At 65.9% G+C, this 20,090-nt stretch carries 15 protein-coding genes and 7 pseudogenes; 8 read left to right on the forward strand and 14 right to left on the reverse strand.

The features are described from left to right. Positions 1–155: 155 nt before the first annotated feature. The gene (locus OG331_RS47480; RefSeq protein WP_406209457.1) at positions 156–452 is read right to left on the reverse strand and encodes a transposase; all 297 of its coding nucleotides are present in this window, start codon (positions 450–452) and stop codon (positions 156–158) included. Between the two features lie 267 nt (positions 453–719). Here OG331_RS47480 and OG331_RS47485 point away from each other — a divergent pair. From OG331_RS47485 to OG331_RS47500, 4 genes and pseudogenes are all read left to right on the forward strand, one after another. Next, positions 720–1,900 (forward strand): IS3 family transposase gene (locus tag OG331_RS47485; protein WP_406201769.1). Its coding sequence is split into 2 segments (ribosomal slippage): positions 720–984 and positions 984–1,900, totalling 1,182 coding nucleotides; the frame shifts between segments, so codons are not numbered across the junction. Positions 1,901–2,086: 186 nt separating this feature from the next. After that, positions 2,087–2,236, forward strand: a pseudogene (locus OG331_RS47490) (ATP-binding protein); the annotation flags it as partial. A 102-nt stretch (positions 2,237–2,338) separates the two neighbouring features. Further along, positions 2,339–2,746: pseudogene (locus tag OG331_RS47495) on the forward strand (transposase); the annotation flags it as partial. A gap of 248 nt (positions 2,747–2,994) precedes the next feature. Continuing rightward, positions 2,995–3,204 (forward strand): transposase, encoded by a 210-nt coding sequence (locus OG331_RS47500; protein WP_406209460.1) that lies wholly within the window; start codon positions 2,995–2,997, stop codon positions 3,202–3,204. A 252-nt stretch (positions 3,205–3,456) separates the two neighbouring features. On the opposite strand, the gene OG331_RS47505 is transcribed toward OG331_RS47500, so the two are convergent. The 3 genes and pseudogenes from OG331_RS47505 to OG331_RS47515 all read right to left on the reverse strand — a co-directional run. After that, positions 3,457–5,676, reverse strand: a complete 2,220-nt coding sequence (locus tag OG331_RS47505; protein WP_406210828.1) for a LuxR C-terminal-related transcriptional regulator — start codon at positions 5,674–5,676, stop codon at positions 3,457–3,459. A 177-nt stretch (positions 5,677–5,853) separates the two neighbouring features. Further along, a pseudogene (locus OG331_RS47510) lies at positions 5,854–6,375 on the reverse strand (AAA family ATPase); the annotation flags it as partial. A 217-nt stretch (positions 6,376–6,592) separates the two neighbouring features. Beyond that, a pseudogene (locus tag OG331_RS47515) lies at positions 6,593–6,752 on the reverse strand (ISL3 family transposase); the annotation flags it as partial. A gap of 224 nt (positions 6,753–6,976) precedes the next feature. Between OG331_RS47515 and OG331_RS47520 the strand changes: the two are divergent. Then, the gene (locus tag OG331_RS47520) at positions 6,977–7,225 is read left to right on the forward strand and encodes a cold-shock protein (protein WP_406209463.1); all 249 of its coding nucleotides are present in this window, start codon (positions 6,977–6,979) and stop codon (positions 7,223–7,225) included. Positions 7,226–8,330: 1,105 nt separating this feature from the next. Here the strand turns inward: OG331_RS47520 and OG331_RS47525 are convergent. Beyond that, positions 8,331–8,729, reverse strand: a complete 399-nt coding sequence (locus OG331_RS47525) for a hypothetical protein (RefSeq protein ID WP_406210958.1) — start codon at positions 8,727–8,729, stop codon at positions 8,331–8,333. Positions 8,730–8,883: 154 nt separating this feature from the next. After that, a pseudogene (locus OG331_RS47530) lies at positions 8,884–9,524 on the reverse strand (transposase); the annotation flags it as partial. Positions 9,525–10,277: 753 nt separating this feature from the next. Between OG331_RS47530 and OG331_RS47535 the strand changes: the two are divergent. Further along, positions 10,278–10,478, forward strand: a complete 201-nt coding sequence (locus tag OG331_RS47535; RefSeq protein WP_406191865.1) for an EF-hand domain-containing protein — start codon at positions 10,278–10,280, stop codon at positions 10,476–10,478. Between the two features lie 240 nt (positions 10,479–10,718). Here the strand turns inward: OG331_RS47535 and OG331_RS47540 are convergent, their stop codons facing one another. The 4 genes and pseudogenes from OG331_RS47540 to OG331_RS47555 form a co-directional block, all read right to left on the reverse strand. Further along, complete coding sequence (locus OG331_RS47540; protein WP_406209466.1) at positions 10,719–10,865, reverse strand: hypothetical protein; 147 nt, start codon at positions 10,863–10,865, stop codon at positions 10,719–10,721. A gap of 12 nt (positions 10,866–10,877) precedes the next feature. After that, positions 10,878–11,066: a hypothetical protein gene (locus OG331_RS47545; protein WP_406209469.1), complete on the reverse strand. Its 189-nt coding sequence runs from the start codon at positions 11,064–11,066 to the stop codon at positions 10,878–10,880. A 136-nt stretch (positions 11,067–11,202) separates the two neighbouring features. Further along, positions 11,203–11,493, reverse strand: coding sequence for a transposase (locus OG331_RS47550; RefSeq protein WP_406209472.1), 291 nt, complete (start codon positions 11,491–11,493; stop codon positions 11,203–11,205). A gap of 25 nt (positions 11,494–11,518) precedes the next feature. Next, positions 11,519–11,587: pseudogene (locus OG331_RS47555) on the reverse strand (hypothetical protein); the annotation flags it as partial. Positions 11,588–12,064: 477 nt separating this feature from the next. Here OG331_RS47555 and OG331_RS47560 point away from each other — a divergent pair. Further along, positions 12,065–12,201, forward strand: a pseudogene (locus tag OG331_RS47560) (IS1380 family transposase); the annotation flags it as partial. Positions 12,202–12,522: 321 nt separating this feature from the next. Here OG331_RS47560 and OG331_RS47565 read toward each other — a convergent pair. The 4 genes from OG331_RS47565 to OG331_RS47580 form a co-directional block, all read right to left on the reverse strand. Further along, positions 12,523–13,521: a hypothetical protein gene (locus OG331_RS47565; RefSeq protein ID WP_406191862.1), complete on the reverse strand. Its 999-nt coding sequence runs from the start codon at positions 13,519–13,521 to the stop codon at positions 12,523–12,525. Positions 13,522–13,668: 147 nt separating this feature from the next. Beyond that, positions 13,669–14,907 (reverse strand): hypothetical protein, encoded by a 1,239-nt coding sequence (locus OG331_RS47570; RefSeq protein ID WP_406191860.1) that lies wholly within the window; start codon positions 14,905–14,907, stop codon positions 13,669–13,671. Positions 14,908–15,533: 626 nt separating this feature from the next. Beyond that, positions 15,534–17,996: a hypothetical protein gene (locus OG331_RS47575; RefSeq protein WP_406209475.1), complete on the reverse strand. Its 2,463-nt coding sequence runs from the start codon at positions 17,994–17,996 to the stop codon at positions 15,534–15,536. 72 nt (positions 17,997–18,068) lie between these two features. After that, a complete protein-coding gene (locus tag OG331_RS47580) occupies positions 18,069–18,257 on the reverse strand; it encodes a hypothetical protein (RefSeq protein WP_406191856.1) in 189 nt (62 codons plus the stop codon). A 564-nt stretch (positions 18,258–18,821) separates the two neighbouring features. On the opposite strand from OG331_RS47580, the gene OG331_RS47585 reads away from it, so the two are divergent. Continuing rightward, on the forward strand, positions 18,822–19,778 hold the full coding sequence (locus OG331_RS47585) for an IS701 family transposase (RefSeq protein ID WP_406191854.1): 957 nt from the start codon (positions 18,822–18,824) through the stop codon (positions 19,776–19,778). Positions 19,779–20,090 lie beyond the last annotated feature (312 nt).

Below are 20,090 nucleotides of genomic sequence, written 5' to 3' on the forward strand. Positions count from 1 at the left end.
CCACCTGACGCCTCACGGACGCCTTTTCCACAGTCGCTCACCACGGTCGCGTCACCGCTTCCGCAGCATGTGGCGGTTTGGAGCCTCCCCCCCCGCAGGGCGACTCCGAAGGGCCGAAAGTCCTTCATCTCTCGTGCAGCACCGCGTTCAGCTACTCAACTACCGAAAGCAGCCTCCCGCGTTCGTGGCACACCTTTTTTCAGGAACGCATTCTCCATCTCGACTTCACGGATACGGCGTTCAAGTTCCTTCAGGCGAGCGCGTTCATCGTGGGACAGCTCGGTACCGGCAGGAGGTTCATTCCGTTCCTTATGCTTCTTCACCCAGCCCCGGAGGGTTTCGGGGTTCATACCGAGTTCACGGCCGACCTCGGTTACGGTCTTGCTGGAAGCCAGCGCGATCCGGACGGCTTCCTCACGGAACTCAGGCGTGTACTTGCTCGGTGGTGCCACTTCGATTCCTCGTTTCCAGTTCAGACGATCCTATTGGACGCCTGTCCGGAAACTTCGGGGCATCCCAGAACCCGCGGGCCCGCCAGGACGCGACGAACGCGTCGACACACACGGCCTGGAACTGCCACGGGTCTGTCGCCAGCGGTTCCTGCGGAACGGCACCGCCCGCGATGACCTGCAGTCTCGCCTCGCCCACCGGCTGGGATGCCCCGAAGTTTCCGGACAGGCGTCCAATAGGATCGTCTGAACTGGAAACGAGGAATCGAAGTGGCACCACCGAGCAAGTACACGCCTGAGTTCCGTGAGGAAGCCGTCCGGATCGCGCTGGCTTCCAGCAAGACCGTAACCGAGGTCGGCCGTGAACTCGGTATGAACCCCGAAACCCTCCGGGGCTGGGTGAAGAAGCATAAGGAACGGAACGAACCTCCTGCCGGTACCGAGCTGTCCCACGATGAACGCGCTCGCCTGAAGGAACTTGAACGCCGTATCCGTGAAGTCGAGATGGAGAATGCGTTCCTGAAAAAAGCCGCAGCGTACTTCGCGAAGGATCCCCGGTAGCGAGCAAGTACGAGTTCATCGATGAGATGCGACTCGACACAACGGAGTACGCATATCCCGTCGAGTTCATGTGCGAACGACTCGGCGTATCCACATCTGGCTACTACGACTGGCGGGGCCGCCCGAAATCCGCGACGGCGCAGCGACGCGAGGAGTTGAAACTGCTGATCAAGAAAGCATTCGACGATTCCGACAGCACCTACGGCTATCGGCGCATCCACGCCCAGCTCCATCGCTGGGGCCACGCCGCGGGCCCGGAGCTGGTCCGCCGGCTCATGCGGGAGCTGGGACTTGAGCCCTGCCAGCCGAAGCCCAGACGCTTCGGCCTCACCCGAGGCGCGCCCGCCGCCGTGCCCGACCTCGTGGGCCGGAACTTCACCGCCGACGCTCCGGGTGAAAAACTCGTCGGGGACATCACCTACATCTCCACCGGAGAGGGCTGGCTGTATCTCGCGACCGTCATCGACTGCTGCACGAAGGAGGTTGTCGGCTACGCGATGGACGACCATTTTCAAACCCCTCTCATAGCCAGAGCCATCCGTAACGCAGCACGGAACAGGAAACTCGCCAGGAACGCAATATTCCACTCGGACCGCGGAAGCAACTACATGTCGGCCGAGTATGCTGCGGTTCTGGGCGAGCTCGGCCTGCGGCGTTCTGCCGGCCGTACCGGGATCTGCTTCGACAATGCCATGGCCGAATCATTCTTCGGCGCCCTGAAGAACGAGCGCGTTTCGAGGGTGACTTACCTGACCCGCGACATCGCCAGGCAGGACATCACCCGTTACATCGAATTCTGGTACAATCACAAACGCCTTCACTCGGCGGTGGGTTACCGTCCTCCCCGCGAAGTCCACGCCGCGTACCAGAAGTTGCGAATCGTCGCGTGAGTCAATAGTCAGATGCCTGTCCGGAAAACACGAGGCCCCTCAGGCACACCTTCCTCGCGCCTGAACGGTCAAGGTGGCACCTGGAGAAAATGGGTGCCGCCACGAGATTCAACGAGGCCCCCAGGAAGGGGATACGGCCAGGTGGCAGCAGGAACTCTCGATGGGGAACAAGTGCCAGCCCCAGATGAATGGGGCCAGGTCTTCGGCGACGAGGTCCTCGCCACCGCCATCCTCGACCGACTCCTGCACCACTGCGAAGTGATCTCCATCAACGGTCCCAGCTACCGGCTCAAGAACCGCCTCAAGGCCATCGAGCGCGAGAACGAAGTCGCCTGACACCTCTGCACGTTTATCCGTACGCGACTCTGCACTTCAACTCGTACGCCGACAACGCCGACCACGGCCGTCCCGCCCATGAAGGAGAACAACCACGTGACCATGCTCGCAGAACAGGTCGACGGCGTCATCGGCCTCGACACCCACCGTGACACCCTCGCCGCTGCGGCCGTGAGCCCCATTGGCGGCGTCCCGGCCAGCACTGATGTCCCCGCCAACGCCCGTGGCTACTACCGGCGGTTGTTGGACTACGCCCGCCAGCACATCCCCGGCCGTCGTTGCTGGGGCCTGGAAGGCATTGGCAGCTACGGCGAGGGTCTGGCCGCCTTCCTCGATCAGGCAGGTGAACAGGTCTTGGAAGTCTGTCGACCCAAGCGCCCCGCTGCCCGTTGCGGGCGCAAGACCGACATGAGCGATGCGATCCGGTCGGCAAAGGAAGCCCTGGCCACCCAGCATTTGATCCAGCCGCGGCTCGGTTGCGAGCGCGAGGCCCTGCGCGTCCTGCTCGCCACCCGCCATGGAGCCGTCCGCGCCTCCACCGCCGCGATCAACCAGCTCAAGTCGCTGATCGTGTCCGCGCCGGACGAGCTCCGCGCCGAGCTGCGGAAACGCAAGCGGCTGGTCCAGATTGCCCGCTGTGCTCAGCTGCGAGACCGCCCGGCACAGGACGTCGAGCATCGTATGACCGCGCGGGCCCTGCGATCCACCGCTCAACGCACCAAGCCCTACAGGCCGAGGCCAAAGAGCTCGAGGGCGAGATGCTCGTTCTGGTCCGCGAGGTGGCGCCGGAACTCCTGGACCTGCTCGGCGTCGGGCCGATCACCGCGACCCAGATCCTGGTCAGCTGGTCTCATCCTGGCCGGTTCCGGTCCGAGGCCGCCTTCGCGTCCTTCGCCGGAGTATCGCCGATACCCGCCTCCTCTGGGCTGACCAACCGGCACCGGCTCATTCGCAGCGGCGACCGGTAGCTCAACCGGGCCCTGCACACCATCTCGCTGATCCGCATGCGGATCGATCCGACCACGAAGGCGTACGTGGCCCGCAGAGTCGCTGAGGGGAAGACCTCTCGCGACACGCAACGCTGCCTCAAGCGAGATTCTGCCGTCAGCGCTTCAAGATCCTCGAGCATTCCGACCGAGACGCCGGCATGAACTCCGAGAATCTCGCCCAAGCGGCTTGACGCGATATGGCAGCCTCGGGGGAAGGCGCTCCCGCGCGGCTCAAACGCCTTGGGTCTGGTTCGGTCCATAGGCAGTGGGCTGCAGTGCGGTGCGCAGTTGGCGGCGTCCGGTGAGTCGGAGCTTGGTATAGACGTGACCGAGGTGGTACTCGACGGTTTTGGGGCTGACGAAGAGCTCACGGGCGACCTCGTTGTTAGTCAGACCCTGGGCAGCGAGGTGGGCGACAGCATGTTCGCGTTCGGTGAGCGCCGCAGCCGGGTTGCGCAATTCAGGCGGGGCCGTGGGGGCGGTGGGGTGGAGCAGAGTGAGGTTGTGGGCGGTGCGTTGCGCGTGGGGGGTGGCCCCAAGGCTGGTGTGAATGTGGTGTGCCTGTTGGAGGTGGTGATCGGCCTCGGCGCGGTCACTGGGGCGGCCAGTAGTCAGGAGATGGCGGGCGAGGTCCCGGTGGAGGAAGGCGCGATGCAGGGGAATGTCGTCGCCGTAGTGGACCGGTGCGGCCAGGCCGGCCCGGTAGTGGTGGAGGGCCGTGGCGGTATCGCCGCGGGCAGCGGCGAGGCGCCCATGCAGCCAATGGCCGGTGGCGGCCAAAGAGGGCGCGTGGTCGGCGATCGGGTCGAAGGTGCGCAGGGCGTCCTCGGCGTGCTGAAGATCTTCGGGCGTGGGGCGGTGGTCGGTGGCGGTGAGAGCCTCGACATACAGCGGTACCCACGGCACCTGTAGGAGAGCGCGCATGCCCGGGGTGACGGCGGCGGGGTCGTCAAGCGCTCGGAGCGCCTGGCGCATGGCCGGCCAGTCGGCACGGGCCTGAGCTGCCACCGCTTCGGCCAGCACCAGGAAGAGACAGTTCAGTTCCGGGAAGACCCGGGCGGCCTTGCGGCAGGCTGCCAGCTGAGATTCGGCCTCCTCCTGGTGGCCCTGGTGGGCGTGGGCCATGGCCGCGATTGCGTGTCCAGGAGCCAGCCCGTACGGCCGCTCCTGGGTGTCGGCGACTAGCACGGCCTGCTCGGCACTGATGGTGGTGTCCGCCCAGTGGCCGGTGAGGTAACGGCCGAAGCCGAGCATGTAATGCTCGATGGGCGAGACGATAATGTCGCTGTCGGCGCGCTGGCGGGTGGTGAGAGTGGTCAAGTCGTCGACCCCTGCCCCGAGATGTCCGGCCCACACTCGCAAGGTGCCCCGGTAGGCCAGCAGACGGCTGTCCACGTGGGAGACCCGGCTAGCGTGCCCGGGCAGGCCCGCCTCAGCCAGTACCGCCAGCCCGGCCGGCGCTCCGTCGGCGTAGCCAGCCGCGATCGCGAGGAGACCACGGGCGTAGCGAGCTGCTGGGCCCGGTGGCATCTCGTCGATGACGGGGCGCAGGGCCGCGGCGACCTTGTGGCCGTCTGCCTGCAGGATGTGGGTGGCGCCGAGCCATGTGGCGGCGGTGAGGCGGGTAGCCGGGGCGGCGGCCGCGGCGGCTGGCACGAGGAGCTTTTCGGCGGTGACGAGATCCCCGCCCTGCCCAGCCAGGTAGCCGAGGACGGCGTCGCGGGCTGGACTGGGGGCACAGCCCTCGACGGCCTCGCGCAGCGTCTCGGCGCGGGCGACTGCTTGTACGGTGAGGAGTTGGGCTGCGGCTGTGATCAGGTGGTGTTCGCGGGCATCGCGTGTGGGGGCGAGATCGGCGGCCCACAGCTCGAGGGTGGCGGCGCGGTGGTAACAGCCCTGGGCGACCTGTCTGCTGGCCTCGTCGGCTAGCTGATCCGCCAGCTCCGGGTCGTCGTCGGCGGCGGCCACCCTGTGGTCCCAGGCTCGGTCCGAGCCAGCCAGGGTGGCGGCGGTGGCGTGCAGGGCGCGGCGGTGGACGGGGCTGATGGCGTGGTAGACGGCGTCGCGCTGAAGTTGGTGGTGGATACGCAGCGGGGTGGTTGGCTGGTCGGGCTGCCATTGGATCAGGCCGGAGGCGAGGGCTGCCTCCAAAGCAGTGGTGGGGTCAGACAGGTCAGCGAACTGGACAGTGGTGGCCATCGAGGTGGGAGCGTCCAGGACGGCGAGAGCCTCGATCAGGCGACGGGCGTCGGCGGGAAGGCGCTCCAGGGTGCGGCGGACCAAAGCCTCCAGGGTGGACGGCACCGGCAAGGGGCGAGTGAGGTCGGCCAGTGCCTGGGGGCTGGCATCAGCGAGCAGGGACCGCAGGTACAGCGGGTGACCGGCGGTGTGTTGCCACAGCCGGACCACGGCCCGCTGGCTCAGTACTCCGACACCGGACGCGGCCACCATCTGCACTGTCTCTTCCCGGCTCAAACCCGCCAACTGCAGCGGAAAGGTCCGAGCCGCACCGCGGGTCACGGTGCGCCAATCCCCCAGCGAGGCCGCCCCCGCCCCTGGCACTGAGTTTGGGAAGGACTCGGTAGTTTGAGTATCGCGGAGGCGGGCGATGGCCAGCACTAGGACGGGCTCGCTGTACAGGCGGCGCAGGACGAACGACAGCGCCTTTAGGGACTCATCGTCCGCCCAGGGAATGTCATCGATCACTACCGCCAGGGGGGACCTTTCGGCGGCCCCGGCTAGGACTGTCAGAAGATCGGCGCCGACCGCGAACGGGGAGGCTGCAGCAGTCGGCGCGGCTGTCGGCTCAGAGCCGTCCGCCGCGGGAGGCAGATGGCGCAGCAGCTGCTCGACCACCCCGTAGGGGTAATCCTGCTCGAAGCGGTCGCACGCACACCAGCACACCCGCATCCCGTCCGGCCCGGGCGCCAACGCACGCCGGGCAAGCGCCGTCTTCCCAATCCCCGGCTTGCCCTCGATCACCACCACCCACGGCTTGCCAGCAACCGCCTCAGCCCGGCACTGCGCCAATGCCGCCAGCTGCGTAGCCCGTCCCGCAAAGCCCCCCTCCCACACTGCCCCCAGCACAGCATCAAGCGCAGCTGCATCGGTCGCCGCGGAGGCCGCCGCGCCACGTGACTCGGCATCCACGCCTGGTCACCGCCTTCCGCCCTGCCGTGCCGTTCCCCCCCGAGCGTACCTTCTCCGGTGCGGTCGGTCGGCTGATCGTTCACCAATCCCGCTGACAACCCACGTCCAGCCAATAGATCACCGTCTCGTCGCCGTGGGGTGTAGATGCTGATGTCCCAGGTCCGGATCTGTCAAACGAGCGGCTCTGACCCGTAGTCGGTGGTGACGCCGGGTGTTCTCAGGGCAGGAGGATGCGGTGATGGGGGAGGTCGAATCCAGCGCCGTGCATCTGTCGCATGATCCTCTTGGTGCGGGTGTTGATGCCTTCGGTGCGGCCGTTGTGGTAGGGCAAGGTGCGGGCCGGCGTCCACGGCGGACCGGTCATTTTCGAGGCCATTGCCGTCCACCGCCGGGCCGCGCGGCCCGGCGGCGTGCCTGAAAGGTTCATTTTTTCAAGACGGGTAGGTGCCTCATCGGTTGTGGTAAAGCGGGTGTCTTGCGGATGCAATGGACAGCAGCCGGCAGCCAGGTGGGCGCCGGCCCGGGTGGGGCGGCCTTGGTGTCCATTCAAGGTCGCCTGTGCACCCTCATGGCTAACAGTGCAGCAGGTCTAGGAGTTGAAGTGACCGATTCAACCGTCGAGTGCAACGTCAAGGGAACCGTGAAGTGGTTCAACGCTGACAAGGGGTTTGGTTTCATCAGCCCCGTGGCAGGCAAGGGATCGCAGGACGTCTTCGTTCACTACAGCGCGATCAGTGGGAGCGGCTACCGGTCCTTGGATGCAGGCGAAGGAGTGACCTTCGACGTGGCTCGCAATTCCAAGGGCCTCCAGGCGGAGAATGTGCGCCGCGATCAGAAGCAGGTTTTCTAATGCGCCGGGCACGTCAGGTCGTGGCTGCCTGTGTCATGGCTCATGCACGGTGTAGTTGAGAGGTGCTCTGTGAACGTCACATCGTCTATCAAGCTGGCCGCACGTCAGGCTCTGGCACGTCATGCGCAGCGCTACAAGCACCGGGTGACGGCGCGGTGCCGGTCATGGTTCAGTCGCTTCGTGCGCTGACCTGAGCTGTGTCCGACGACCGTCTGCAGCTGCTGGCCCAGACAAGGTTGCCCCGGTGGGGCCGGGGCAACCGGGGCCGTTTATGGTTCCTGGCCACCGGCGGTGGACTGTCCGGCCCCTTATACAGGGACGGCAGCCGCTGCCAGTTCGAGCCTCGACCACGACGTGTGGCTGGGCGGCGACAGCGTGACTGGCCTCGACACTGACCACCCGCGCAGCGAGCTGGCCCGCCATAGCCTTTTGTATGTCCGGTGTGAGTGTGCCGTCCTGGTTGCACAGCACGTACCACGACGGACGCTCGCGCCATCCCACGGGGCCTGTGATGCTGCGGAGATCACCGCACCTGCGTAAGAGTGCCCGACCAGCACCATGGGACCGTGTTGGGCCAGCGGGCAGTGCACGACCGCCACATCGTCGAACAGCGACGTCGGCGGCAGCTGCACCGCCGTGACGGTGTGCCCGTGATCCAGCAACTCGCGGGCGAAGCATCTTAGTGCCGCCGGGACGGCAGATCGCGACATAAGAAGGAAGGTCTGCTCCATAGGGCAGACTTCGGGGCATGGTGAGGGCCCCGGGTAGCGGCGCCACACGTCAACAGCGAGCAGGAACACGACGGTCAGTGGCATGCCCACGCAGGGCCGCAGTCATGAGAGGGCCCGCGCTGCGATCACCCCGCGGTTACATGCCGGGCCGGCGCCGTGTGGTGGCCCGCCACGGTAAGAGCTGTCACGATGCCGCGCCCAGCATAAGACTGCTTGGTGTGTGCGCTGCGCAAGTGTGGGACACCGTCCGGCCGGCGGCCAGGTGATCATCTGGATGGTCTGCGTGAGCCCGCGACGGCACACGCGGGGCAGCCGGCCGGGCTGTGCGCCCACCGTGTTCACTGAATCCTACGGTCCTCGCTGAGCGGGGCGGTTCAGCTGTTGCGGGTGAAGACCTCGTTCTTGGTGGAGCCGTTGGAGTAGAGCTTCTTTTCGTCGGCTGTCATCTTGCCGGACTCGACCACGACGGCGTTGTGCTTGCCGTCCGTGCCGTTCGGGGCGGGGCCGGTGACCACGTCGGGCACGAACCAGTAGTAGTGGCCCCACTTGGGGTCGTCGTAGTGGGTCTGCCACGTGCCGGATATGTCCTGCATCACCTGGGCCCGGGGGATCCAACCGACGTCTCCCGGCTGGACGTTCACCGTGAAGGAACTCGTCTCCGTGTGCGAGCGCTGCCATGTGTAGTTGTACGTTGCGGTGACGCTGGCGGTGATGATGCCCTCGATGCCGCCGCCGACGGTGATCGTGCCGCCCACCGAGTGGGAGGAGCCCACGGTGTCGGCCCCTGACATCGTCTGGGCGGCGGGCGAGGCGGTGCAGTTGTAGAGCAGTTCGGAGACCTGGCGGGGCTTGCCGGGGTAAGCCCCGCGAGGTCTCGGGGGAGTTGAAGCTGCACTTGCCTTCGCCGGAAGCGCAGTCGGCCAGGGAGCGGCCGGTCAGGGCCTCGGTGAGTTCGGGGATCTTGTTGCGGAGCTTGTGTTCGGCCAGGTCCGCGAGGACCTGGGGGTCGGCTTCGCTGCGGATGAGGGCTTCGAGCATGGCCCGGCCGGAGACGCCCGTGATGTCGGCGGCGACCGCGGAGAGTTTGATGCCGGTGTCCTCCAGGGGCTTCTCCGGCTGCTGGATCGCCCGGCCGCGTTCACGGATTGCGGTGGTCCGGGCGCGGGTCAGGTCCCGTAGTTGGCGCACTGACTCGGGTAGGACGAAGGAGGGCCTGACCAGGCCGTGGGTGTCGAGCTGGGCCAGCCAGGCTGCATCGGAGACGTCCGTCTTGCGGCCGGGCAGGTTCTTGACCTGCCGGGCGTTGAGCAGGATCACGTTCAGGCCCTCGTCCAGCACGTAGTGGAAGGGGCTTCCGGTAGTCCGAGGTCGCCTGGATCGCAACCAGCGTCACCTGTGCGGCGAGCGGGTGGTCCCGCAGGGCGAGGACTGCGTTCGTCGTCGATCCCCACGTTGTGGTCTGGGTTGTGAAGGACCCCCGGCTGTTTCGTACTCGGGGTTCGGACGCAGGCCTTGGCGTCCTTCTTGCTGATGTCGAGGCCTGCGCAGCGTTCGTGTAGTACGTCCAGGGCCTTGCTTCCTCCCTGGCGGACGAACCCGTCGTACGTCGTTCCGGGAGGGCCAGGGTGTATCAGGAATTCTGACGCACGTGCTCGCATCAACACTGCACGGTTTCCGTGGGTGGCCCCCGGTACCACGCTGACCTGCGAGCTCACCGGCATCACAGAGGTATCGGTTTCGGCCGGAACGAGTTCCTCCGGCGTCCCGGACCGGCATCAGCCCATGTCGGGGGAGACAGAAGTATCCCCAGCGCGCCGCGGCATTTACCACGCCCTTGGCGTGTACCGAAGGTGCGCTGGATCGCTGACCTGCGAATGCTCAGGTTGAAAGAGGTTCACTGAGCCTCGTCAACCTAGATCAGCTGTTGATCGGACACAGACCTGCTGTGAACGCATGGGTGTCCTCCCGGGCCCGGCGTGCCTTGTTCTGCTGGTGACCGGGGTGGTGCCCTGCCGGCCCCGGGTTGTGCCGTTCTGCCCCGTGCGGGATTTGTGGTGCGCTGATGGTTTCGGCTGGCCACCGGGGCGTGCGTACCTGGTCGGCGTTGAGTTCTCGGGTCGATTGTCACTCTGGCTTGGTGTTCGTCGTGGTGGTGGGGCGGTCATTTCCGGGGTCGGGCGAGGGATTGTATGGAGATCGAGTGCGATTGCTGGGGGAGCCGTCGTAATGCCTTGTCGGCGGTCGGGGGTTAGCATGAAGTGTGAGGGAGCTGATAGTGGGCTCGGTAATCAGCTCGGTAATCACTGTGTGAGGGAGGCCTTGTGGCTGGCGACAAGCGGGCGGCATTCGACGAGATCGACACGGACGGCGACGGGTTTATTACGGCTGCGGAATTCGCTGCAGCGCTGAGGGCCGGCAGTGAGAACGTCTCTGACGATAATGTCGCCGTGATTATGGGGATGGCCGACAAAAACGGGGACAAGAAGATCAGTTTCGAGGAATACGTGACGTTCGTCCGCTGACCCTTGCTGACCCTTCAGTCCTAGAGCGCGGTTGGTGGCCGGGTGGGGTTCTGGCGTCGGTTCGGCGTTTGCGGTGGCAGGCACGGGCAAGGGCTTGGTGGAGGCGGCGCCATCGTGACCAGTGCAGACCGTGACGGATCCGCTGCTCACGCGATGGCTGAGGAGCCATCAGGATGAGGAGGCGGGCGGCCTCGAAGGCGGTGAGGTTTGATCGGGATGAGTTCACCGGGGACGGTGGGGTCACTCCGGTTCCACTGTGTGGGGCGGAACGGCTTGCGCGTCGCGGCGTTCGGCGGCGGCCTGGACCGCCAGGAACCCGGCGGCCAGCTGGGACAGGGTGACGTGCCGGTACCAGCTGTGGAAGTGGCGTACCTCGTAGTCGGCCATCCCGGCGGCCGACTACGCGAGTTTGATCGCTTCCTTCACCCGCCAGCGGGCGCCCGACACCAGCACGAAGTCTTCCACCGAGGTGTCCTGCGGGCCCCAGCCCAGGTAGTACCCGGCGTCTCGGGGCGGCGCCGGGCCAGCAGCCAGCGGGCGGTGCCGCTGCCGGCCGGTGCGTCCGGAGCGGGTATCCGGCGCACCCACCACTGCCAGGTACGGGGGTCCAGTTGGGAGGGGCCGGCGGGCAGTTCGACCCCGTCCTCACCCGCGCAGCGTTCCACGAGGCGGGCCAGGTGGCGCCAGCCGGGGCGGGGCAGCACACCCTGGTTGGCCTGCACCGTCACCACGTAGGGCAGGCCCAGGTCCTCCAGGTGCCGGCGGAGGCGCCGTCGCGGCCGCAGACCTCGTCGGCGGCCACCCACACCCGCCCCTGCGGCAGGTCCGGCACCGCCCGGTCGATCATCTGCTCGGCCAGGCGCGGCTTGACGGCGAAGGCGACCCGGTCGGGAACGCGCGCGCGGCGACACCGCTCACGGTCCTTTGTCCACTCGCGGGGCAGGTACAGCTCCCGGTCGATCAGAGCCTGGCCGGTGCCGCTCGCCCAGGCGGCCGGCACCCGCCCGCCTGGCAAGGGAAAACTCCGCCAGAGCGCCGCAGTACCGGCGCGCCACTCCGGCCGAGGCGTTGCCGCGCTTGGCGAAGCCAGTCTCGTCCACCACCAGCACGCCTGCTCCACCGGGCCCGGCCCCCGCCCCGTCGCAAGAGCGCCTCGCGGACAGAGTTTCCCCACTGCATCAAGGCTCGCTTCGCGCGCTTGTCCGGCGGCCAACGGCGCTCTTCGATCATCGCCAACCCGGCCGGCGCAGACTCTGCCCAAGCGCACCAACGGCCGCTTCCGGCCCGCACGCCACCGCCACCACGATCCGGCCTCGAGATAGGAAACGCAACAGCGGTCGGACCATAGCACCCCGATTCCGGGGCCACAGCGCACCCCTTTCCACCCGGTTGCCTACGCCAGTAGGTCGGATCAACCGAGGGCTGCGCAAGCGCGGCGGCGTCGGCCGGTCGCCGCCGCGTCGTCTCCATGTCTTCGCCACCGGCTGCACGTCGCCGCCCGTCCGTCGCCACACGCAGCGGCCACATTCCAACACGGGCACGGGGGCGAACGATGATCCCCAACGGTTACGGTCAAAATCGCTTTCCTGGCGGTCGCGCTGAGCGGGGACTGTCTGGCGAATGTCGGGATGCTGCCGGGCGGAGCGGCCGTGTTCGGACCGGTGGCCCCCGACCCGACCGCTTCCGGCTCATCGACAAGCTCGCCGCGTACGAATCGAAGAGTGAGCCTTTTCAACTCGGAACTTCGTGGAGGAAGGAAGCCGCCGCCGAACTGGGCAAATTGGTCAGGCATGTCACCCGATTGGTGGGCGCTCTGAAGAGGCTCGGTCTGAGCGCGATCCGGGGTCGGCGCGGGCCGAAGTACGCGAGCGGGCCTGGAAGTTGGGTGGCTCTTCTTCGCCGGACGCCACCGGACAAGCGATCGTGGAGTGGGACGGGGTACAGGCCCTGACCCATTCCATCCCTCAGGCTGCAGAGTTGAGACGTCAGACATCTCGCTCAACAGTCCGGGGGCCTCGCCTGCTACGCGTCGGCGCCGTGACGATTACTTGTCCTTCGCCTTCGTCGGTGGCAGCGCGAAAGCGGGAGCCCGAGAAAGCATGCGTGAAAGTTCTTCACATTCTCTCATTATTTCAGCGATGAAATTCTCCAAAATCTCAATTTTCACATTCATTATGGCGCGTATCCTCTCGGCCTTGGCGCCGTCAGATTCCTTGGCAGCATCCACTTCCAAGTTGGCGGCATCGCTGGCCAAATCCCTGTATTTCTCGCCGGTCTTGTACTTGGCTTGCTGCCGCTGTGAGTACACGTCCCTTTGCTGGAGGCGCGTATTGCTGCCCTGTCCACCATACAGCTGTTTACATTTTATTATTCCGCCCGCGAGAACACAAATGAAAAACACGAGCGCAAAGATGGACGCGATAAGGGATCCGATACCCAGTCTTTCCTCTCTGTCAGCCACGCCAGGCGCCGTGTCATTACTGCCGCGGACTGCTTCGCTGCTTGCCATCCAAGCCCAAGCGATGAACGCGCTGGATATTGCGGTCCCCAGGGTCGCTACCGGATAAAGGATAGAATTCGAGGCCAAAGACCAGCGTTGAGCCTCTTCTTCTTGCGTTTCGCCGCGAAGGTCTCGCTTAGAGAGCTCATGGTTCAGAGTGTACACACCCTCTTCCGCGTGAATATCATAAATCCTCCTGCAGTTCTGGACAGTCGCCCATCCGAGGTTCGTGAGATCGTACCAGATATCCCCCAGTTCGCCGGCCATCTCCTCAGGGGGATTTCCATTCCCGATCCAGCCTTCAATTGTAGGAACATCGACCCCGAAATACTTCGCCAGGGCCAGGTTGGTAGCGCGCACTACCAGTTCCCCATCCCTGTTTTCTTTTACCCCCGACTTTACTGCGCGATCGATGGTCACCTTCATTCGACGCTGTAGGTCATCAACAGAGAAATTCGAGTACTTCTTCTTACTCTTCGGCTTCACATCCGGGTCTTTACCTTTACTGTCTGCGAAGCCTTTGTCGCTGCTGGTGTCTTCCATGGCTGCACCGCCTTCCATGTCTCGGGTTCCGAGGTTGCTTCGAGTGGAGAGGAGTCATTGGAGGAATACCTTTCCATGATCCCTCTGTGGCGAAGTTTCAGCCGCTCCGGACGGCCTCAATGCGTGCTCACCTGAAGCGCAGGAATGTCAGCCATCGCCGTTCTCCATCTCCGCCAGCAGGTCCAGGACATTCGGGGTGATCCCGAACATTTCTTCAAGGAACTTCTCCGGCTTGTCGCCGTACTGGGCAAGTTTTGCGAGCTGGGGAAGGGTCTCCTCGAACTCTTCCTTGCTTTCGAACAGTTCCGATAGAAGGCGGGTGTCAGTAAGAGATTCCGGAGCAATATCGGGCATCTGTACAAGGGGCGCATCCGAGTCGGCGAAAAACTCGGAGAATTGTGCCAGCAGGGGACCGGCGGCAGCGAAGGCTTCGCTGTTTCCGAGCAGGTCCGATATCATGGAAATTGTAGCGGCTTGGGGCATCTGTGCGTCATTCGGCGCGGCGGTAATGTCGTGGGTGCCCATGTCCTGCCCGGAGAGTGCGCACCGCGACGCGAATTCGATCAGAGTCTGCTGTGGATCGGTGGCACCGCGTGCTTCGATTTCTGCCAGGAGGAGTGGGGCGATGGGGAGGCCGGCAGGCACTCCAGCGACCGTGAAAGTGTCCTCAAATGTGAGCTTAAATGAGTCGAGGAGGACATTGCTTACCCATGTCTTCATTGCAAGCACATACTCGGCATCGACAGCTTCCGCACCCACTGTGGCGCAAACGGCCTCGGCAATGACCGGCGCGTCCGCGGCGAATGCACACAGCAATGAGAAATCGGACACGGTCTGCTGTGGATCGGTGGCGCCGCGTGCTTCGATTTCTGCCAGGAGGAGTGGGGCGATGGGGAGGCCGGCAGGCATTCCAGCGACCGTGAAAGCGTCCTCAAATGTGAGCTTAAATGAGTCGAGGAGGACATTGCTTACCCATGTCTTCATTGCAAGCACATACTCGGCATCGACAGCTTCCGCACCCACTATGGTGCAGACAGCCTCGGCAATGGCAGAAGCGCCCGCTTGCACATCAGGTGTGCGCTCAGCTTTCACGCCAGGTGTGTGCATACCCATGGCCGTGTCCTGCTCGGCGGCTGCACATAGCCTCTCGAAAACGGACATGGCCTGAAGTCCATCACCGACGCCGAGGACCCGGAGTGCTCCCAGGAGCGGCTCAAGGATTTGAGCAGCCCCCTCGACCACTTTCCCGTCTTTGAAAACCAGGCCGAAGTCCCGGCCGATGAAATCGGTTACCCACGCCCTCACGGAGAGCACGTAGGAGGAGTCAGTTTGGCCCGCCTCCGCCACCTCACGGATCGCCGCAGCAATCCCTTCTGCATTATCCATAGAATTCCCCAGTGACGACAGGATCGATACTTCGCAAGGCAGAGCCCCTCCGCGCCCTCAACTGTCTCCCGGCCCAGACCCAGACCACCAGCCTGGCCAGGGCAGACCTAAGGGCACGGCCACGAACCCACTTGGCCCGCCTTCTTCTCCTGCGCAGTCACAGGTCTGGAGAGTGCAGACGAGCGGGACGGTGAGGTTCCCTCGAGATTGAGAGAGGGGCCAGAGCGGCGTCGTTCAGAGGTTCGATCCGATTCGATGCTGGTGCAGGTGACGGATATGGCTGCGGAGTTCGCGGGGCCGGAACGCAGGCAGGCACGGCCTCCGGGTGATCACGAGGCGTCGAGCCCCTGATCACCACATGGCGAGAGCCCGCCTGCCCGTTGATCATCGCCCACCCCGCCGGCCTGAGCCGCCCGCGTTGTCCGGTCCACCGGGCCCGGGGATGACCCGGGGCTTGTCTGCCTCGCAGGCGGTGCCGGATCCCCCGACGGGCGCAGGGACGGCGTCATCTCCTCACCTACATCCTCACGCTCGCCGCGTCCGCGTTCTGGCCGGTAGTCGGGGGCGGTGTGGTGTGGTCGTGGGGGATTGCGGTTTTCGGTGCAGGTGTTTTTGGGGTGGTTTGTTTACCGTTCCACGAAGTATCCGCCGCCGATGTATCCGTCGTCGTCGTCGCGGGTGGTTGGGTCTGGCTGGGGGTCTGGCCGGCGGGCCTGCTCGTTCGGTTCGTCGTCGTCTTCGTTGTCTTCGGCTTCTGTGGAGTAGGGCGTGGGGGTTGGGGTTGCGGGTCCGAGTTCGCTCAGGTCGGCTGAGGACGGCATGTGCTCCTTCATGGTCTCGGCCCAGTTGGTTTCCGCGGTGGACACTCCTTCGCGTGAGGCGTCCACTCCGAGAGCTTCGCATTCGTCGGCCGTCAGGAGCAGGGCAATGTTCTTCGGCGGTCTGTCTTTCGCCGTGAGCTGCTGCCATGCCTCGCGAAAGGTCTCAAGATCCTCCATTTTTTGGACCTGGGAGAGCGCAGTCACGTAGTCCTTGCCTCGGGACGCTTCATCCAGGAGGTCGGTGCCGTACAGGTGGGCGCATTTGACGTACGCCTGATGGAATTTCCTTTTTCTCCTTTTAAGCTCACGGGGATCGTCTTCGATTTTGCAAAGCATTCTTGCACTGTTGATGTCAGCCGTGATACCGCCCTTGATGAATCCCCTGGCCGCTGCGTTGCGGGCGGTGTCGTGGCGGGTCTCCAGTTCTGCGTAGGTAATCGGTTCGCCACTGTGGTCCAGGGCCTGGTCGAGAGCGCCTGCTCGCAGCATGGTGTCCTTGTATGTCGTTGTCCCGCCGGATCGGTCGGAGGCCACGAGTCTGACGTTGCTGGCATGGAGCATGAATCGGTTTCTCAACAGCCACTTGACGGCATTTTCATGGTTTTCCACCAGCGGGCGGTAGTGGCCGCTGTCGTTGTCGGCCACCGACAGCACGTCATCCACGGAGAAAGCCTGCTCGAAACCCGTGATGAGCGCCGTGCCTTGCTTGTTCGCGGGCAGGTCGCCTTCCGGCACCAGGACGGTGGCGCCGTCGTCGCTTTCCGTGGTGTACAAGGGCTGCCCTTCGGCGTCCGTGGCAGGGACCTGGACCTGGGCGACGGTGCAGATGCCTGCGCTGATGACTCGCCCGCCCTGCACGTTGCTGCTGTGGCGCAGCACGACCTCGACGACTCGGTGCCTGGACGGATCCTGCTCCGTCTGCAGGCGTTCGAGGAGTTGGGGGATATTTCCGAAGGTCTGCAGGTCGGCGTTCTGCAGAATCTCGGGCGGAATGTCGAGGTTTTGTGCCTGGCCGTCGACTGTCTCAAGTTTCCAGATCAGGTTCAGGTCGTCATTGAAGAGATAAAAGTTGAAGTCCGGGTCGAGTACCCAGCCGTAGCGCCCGGCGGGCACCCTCTCCCCGCCTTGCATGAACACCCACGGTTGGGGCGGCTCTGCCCCCTCGTCGAGCACACGAGTCACTTTGCGCCGGCTCCGTGTCTCCTTGGGCAGATACAGGACCAGCCGCGACGGCTTGACATCGTCTTCGACGTACGAGTGCCCCATCGGTACCGTGGCGTCGGGCGCCACCGTCGACTTCATGGCCTTCCGTTCCGAGGACGAAAAGCGCGCCTTCGCCGCTTTCCTCCGCAGGGCCCGCACGCCGTCGGCGTAGAGCATTTTCACTTCGCTGAACTGCTCGTCACTGGAGTACTGCATTTCGGAACCGCCCGCGCCGTCCGCGACCTGCCGGACCCACCATACCGGTTTGCGCTTGCGCAGCTTCTTCGGTTTATCCTCGTCAGGCTCCGCCGGTTTGTCCTCGTCAGGCTCCGTCGGTTTATGCTCGTCAAGCAGCTTCGGTTGGGACAGCAACGTCCCCTTCGGGGGTACGCTGGCGGCGGCCATTCGTTCGTCCCATTGGGCAAGAAATGCCGTCGTCCGTGCCCTGTCCTCCGGGGTGAACGTGCCATCGAGAGAGTATTCCCCTTCGGTGGCGGAGATCTCGCGGTAGAAAAGGGTCGTATCGCCGAAGACGTAGGACTGGAGCGCCTTCACCTCGAAACTGTAGGTGGGCTCTGCCGGTTCGTTCCAGTAAAGCAGGTAGCCGGCTTTGTCCTCCGCTTCGAGGACCTGGTTGTTGTCGCCGACGCTCTCGAGCCAGGGCGCGCCGCGGGTGCTGTGCCGCACGGCGCGAACGGTTGGCGTCAGCGCGCTCAGCACCATGCTTTCGATCACCCATTCGGGCAGGTCGAGGGGCGGTTCAATGTATGACGCGTCCTGGGGCGAGGGGACTCCCTCGCCCGGATCGGAATCGATCATGTAAGTCAACAGGCCCCGCAGGCCGCCCTCGGTCTCTGTGCCCCACAGCAGCGAGCGCAGGTCGGCCCGTTGGGCACACAGAGCGTCACGGAACGCCCGCCACGTATCGGGTACGGCTATCTCCCTGACGGCCTGCTTCACCGTCGCAAACTTAGGGTCCAACACACTCATCAGGATCTCCTCATGCTCCGACAGCTGCCCCTCTGCGGCCATGCCCGCGCCGGCGGACAGGTTCCCTACGGCCACCGCCGGCACCCTCACGCTAGACGCACCGGCCGCCGGCGGAGCGGGCCTGCAGGGCAGCCAAGAAGGAAGACCTCAGTTCCCGAAGCCAGGACCGGATTCAGCCGCATCCAGCGGCGCCGGGCCGGCTGTTGAGGTCTGCGTTTGCGGTGTGGCGTTTTGGCTGCGTCCTGACCAGCCGGTCGCGGTGACGAATCCGTGGACCGGGCCGGGCCGGTACTGCACCTGTTCGAGACGGATCCGGACCAGCTCGGCGGAGGTCATCGATGCTGCACGGGGTCCTTGCGGACGGTCCCGGCGCCGCCGGCGCGGCGGACGCACTGCAGCAGTCCGGCCGGCCTGGTCCGCGGACCGTTGGGCCTGGGCGCCGCCGGGCAGCAGATCACGCAGCAGCGCGTGGAGCCGGCCGGCCGTGCGGGCCCGGGCCCGGGCCGGCCGGGGGCCCGGGTCCGGGCCGGCTTCTCACGCCGTTCGTCCCCGAGAGCCGGCGCCGTGGTGTGGTCCTCGGGCTCGACATCCGTCCGTCTTTCTGCCAAGGGGGTGACGGTGGCTGCGGCCGCGGCGCCGATCGTTTTTGCGCCGTCCGCCGTGGGAGAGTTCGCGCACTCGACTGCTCGCCGCGGCAGGCACGTCGACGACGCTCGCGCCGCGGGCGACGAGCCGCTGAGCGAGATGCCGGCCCGCTCCGTCCGGCGTTGTCCACGGCCGGCTTGCGCTGCGGCCGCCGCTCGGCCCGGGCCGGCAGCCGCCGGTAGTCCGTCGGGCTCGCCTCGATCCGACCAAGCGCTCACCCGCCGGTACGCCGTCGCCGGGCTGGCGGACGACGGCGTGGGCGCGGGGCCCGGCGGGGCCGGGGTGCTGGTGGTGGACGAGACCGGGTTCGCCAAGCGCGGGAAGGCTTCGGCCGGGGTGGCGAGACAGCACTCCGGGACGCTCGGCGGGGTATTCCCCTGCCAGATCGGGGTGATGTGCGCGTGGGCCACCGGTGCGGGGCAGGCGTTGATCGACCGGGAGTTGTACCTGCCGCGGGAATGGACGGACGATCCGGATCGCTGCCGGGCCGCGCACGTGCCCGGGCAGCGCGGGTTCCTGACCAAGCCACGGCCGGCGGAGGCGATGATCGAGCGGGCGCTGCCCGGCCTGCCCCAGGAGACGGGGAAGGTGTGGGTAGCCGCCGACGAGGTGTACGGGCGCGAGCGTGCGTTCCGTTTCTTCCTGGAGGAGCATCGTCTGCCGTACGTGGTCAACGTGCAGGCGAACTCGCCGGTGCTGCAGCGTCCGGGCCGGCGGCACGCCGCCCGGCTGGTGGAGCGGGTCGCCCGGGAGGAGGACTGGGTCGAACTGCCCGCCGGGCCCTCCCAGTTGGATACCCGCACGTGGCAGTGGTGGGTGCGGCGACTCCCCGGCGAGGAGGAGATGGCCGATGGCCAGGCGTGGGCGCGATGGCTGGTCGCGCGACGCCGCCTGGAGGATCCCGGCAAACGCGACTACTACCTGGGCCGGGGCCCGACCGACACCCCGGTCGAGGAGATCGTTTTGGTGCCGGGTGCGCGCCGGCGGGTGGAAGAGGCGATCAAGCCGGCGAAGTCCGCCTGCGGGATGGCTGACTACGAGGTCCGCTCCTTCCACGGCTGGTACCGGCACGTCACCCTCGCCCAGCTGGCCGCCGCGTTCCTGGCCGGCTGCGACGCAGCCACCGCCCGCGAGAACGGCCCGCCGGCCCGGACCCGCTACGGCCGGCCCCCGCCGACAGCGCCCGTAGCCGAGAGAGGGGGACCCGCCTGATCCCAGCAGCCCGCCCGCCCCCGTCCGCTTCACCGCCTTCGAGATCAGGCGCCTGCTCATCTTGCTCACCCCGCTGCCCGAACGCCACCAACGCATCCGGCACGCCATGGCCTGGTCCGCCTACCGCCGCCTCCACCAGGCCGTCGCCCGTGCCTGCCACCGACGCCGCCGAACACGCGCTCACACCGTCCCAGCCGAACCCGACACACTGAGTCTTTCCCGGTAAGCGGCCGTCGCTCGCTGTGATCGTGATGCTTCCGCTGCGGCTCGTGTGGTCCCCAAGTCCGGGCAGGCGTAAGGCCCCTGGTAGGA

Source organism: Streptomyces sp. NBC_01017 (assembly GCF_045162795.1).
Lineage (GTDB): Bacteria > Actinomycetota > Actinomycetes > Streptomycetales > Streptomycetaceae > Streptomyces > Streptomyces machairae.

Coding starts and splice junctions, on each gene's coding strand:
- OG331_RS47540 (WP_406209466.1), bottom strand. CDS start 10,865: ATGGCCGACTACGAGGTACGCCACTTCCACAGCTGGTACCGGCACGTC.
- OG331_RS47565 (WP_406191862.1), bottom strand. CDS start 13,521: ATGGAAGACACCAGCAGCGACAAAGGCTTCGCAGACAGTAAAGGTAAA.
- OG331_RS47500 (WP_406209460.1), top strand. CDS start 2,995: ATGCTCGTTCTGGTCCGCGAGGTGGCGCCGGAACTCCTGGACCTGCTC.
- OG331_RS47580 (WP_406191856.1), bottom strand. CDS start 18,257: ATGACCTCCGCCGAGCTGGTCCGGATCCGTCTCGAACAGGTGCAGTAC.
- OG331_RS47505 (WP_406210828.1), bottom strand. CDS start 5,676: ATGGTGGCCGCGTCCGGTGTCGGAGTACTGAGCCAGCGGGCCGTGGTC.
- OG331_RS47570 (WP_406191860.1), bottom strand. CDS start 14,907: ATGGATAATGCAGAAGGGATTGCTGCGGCGATCCGTGAGGTGGCGGAG.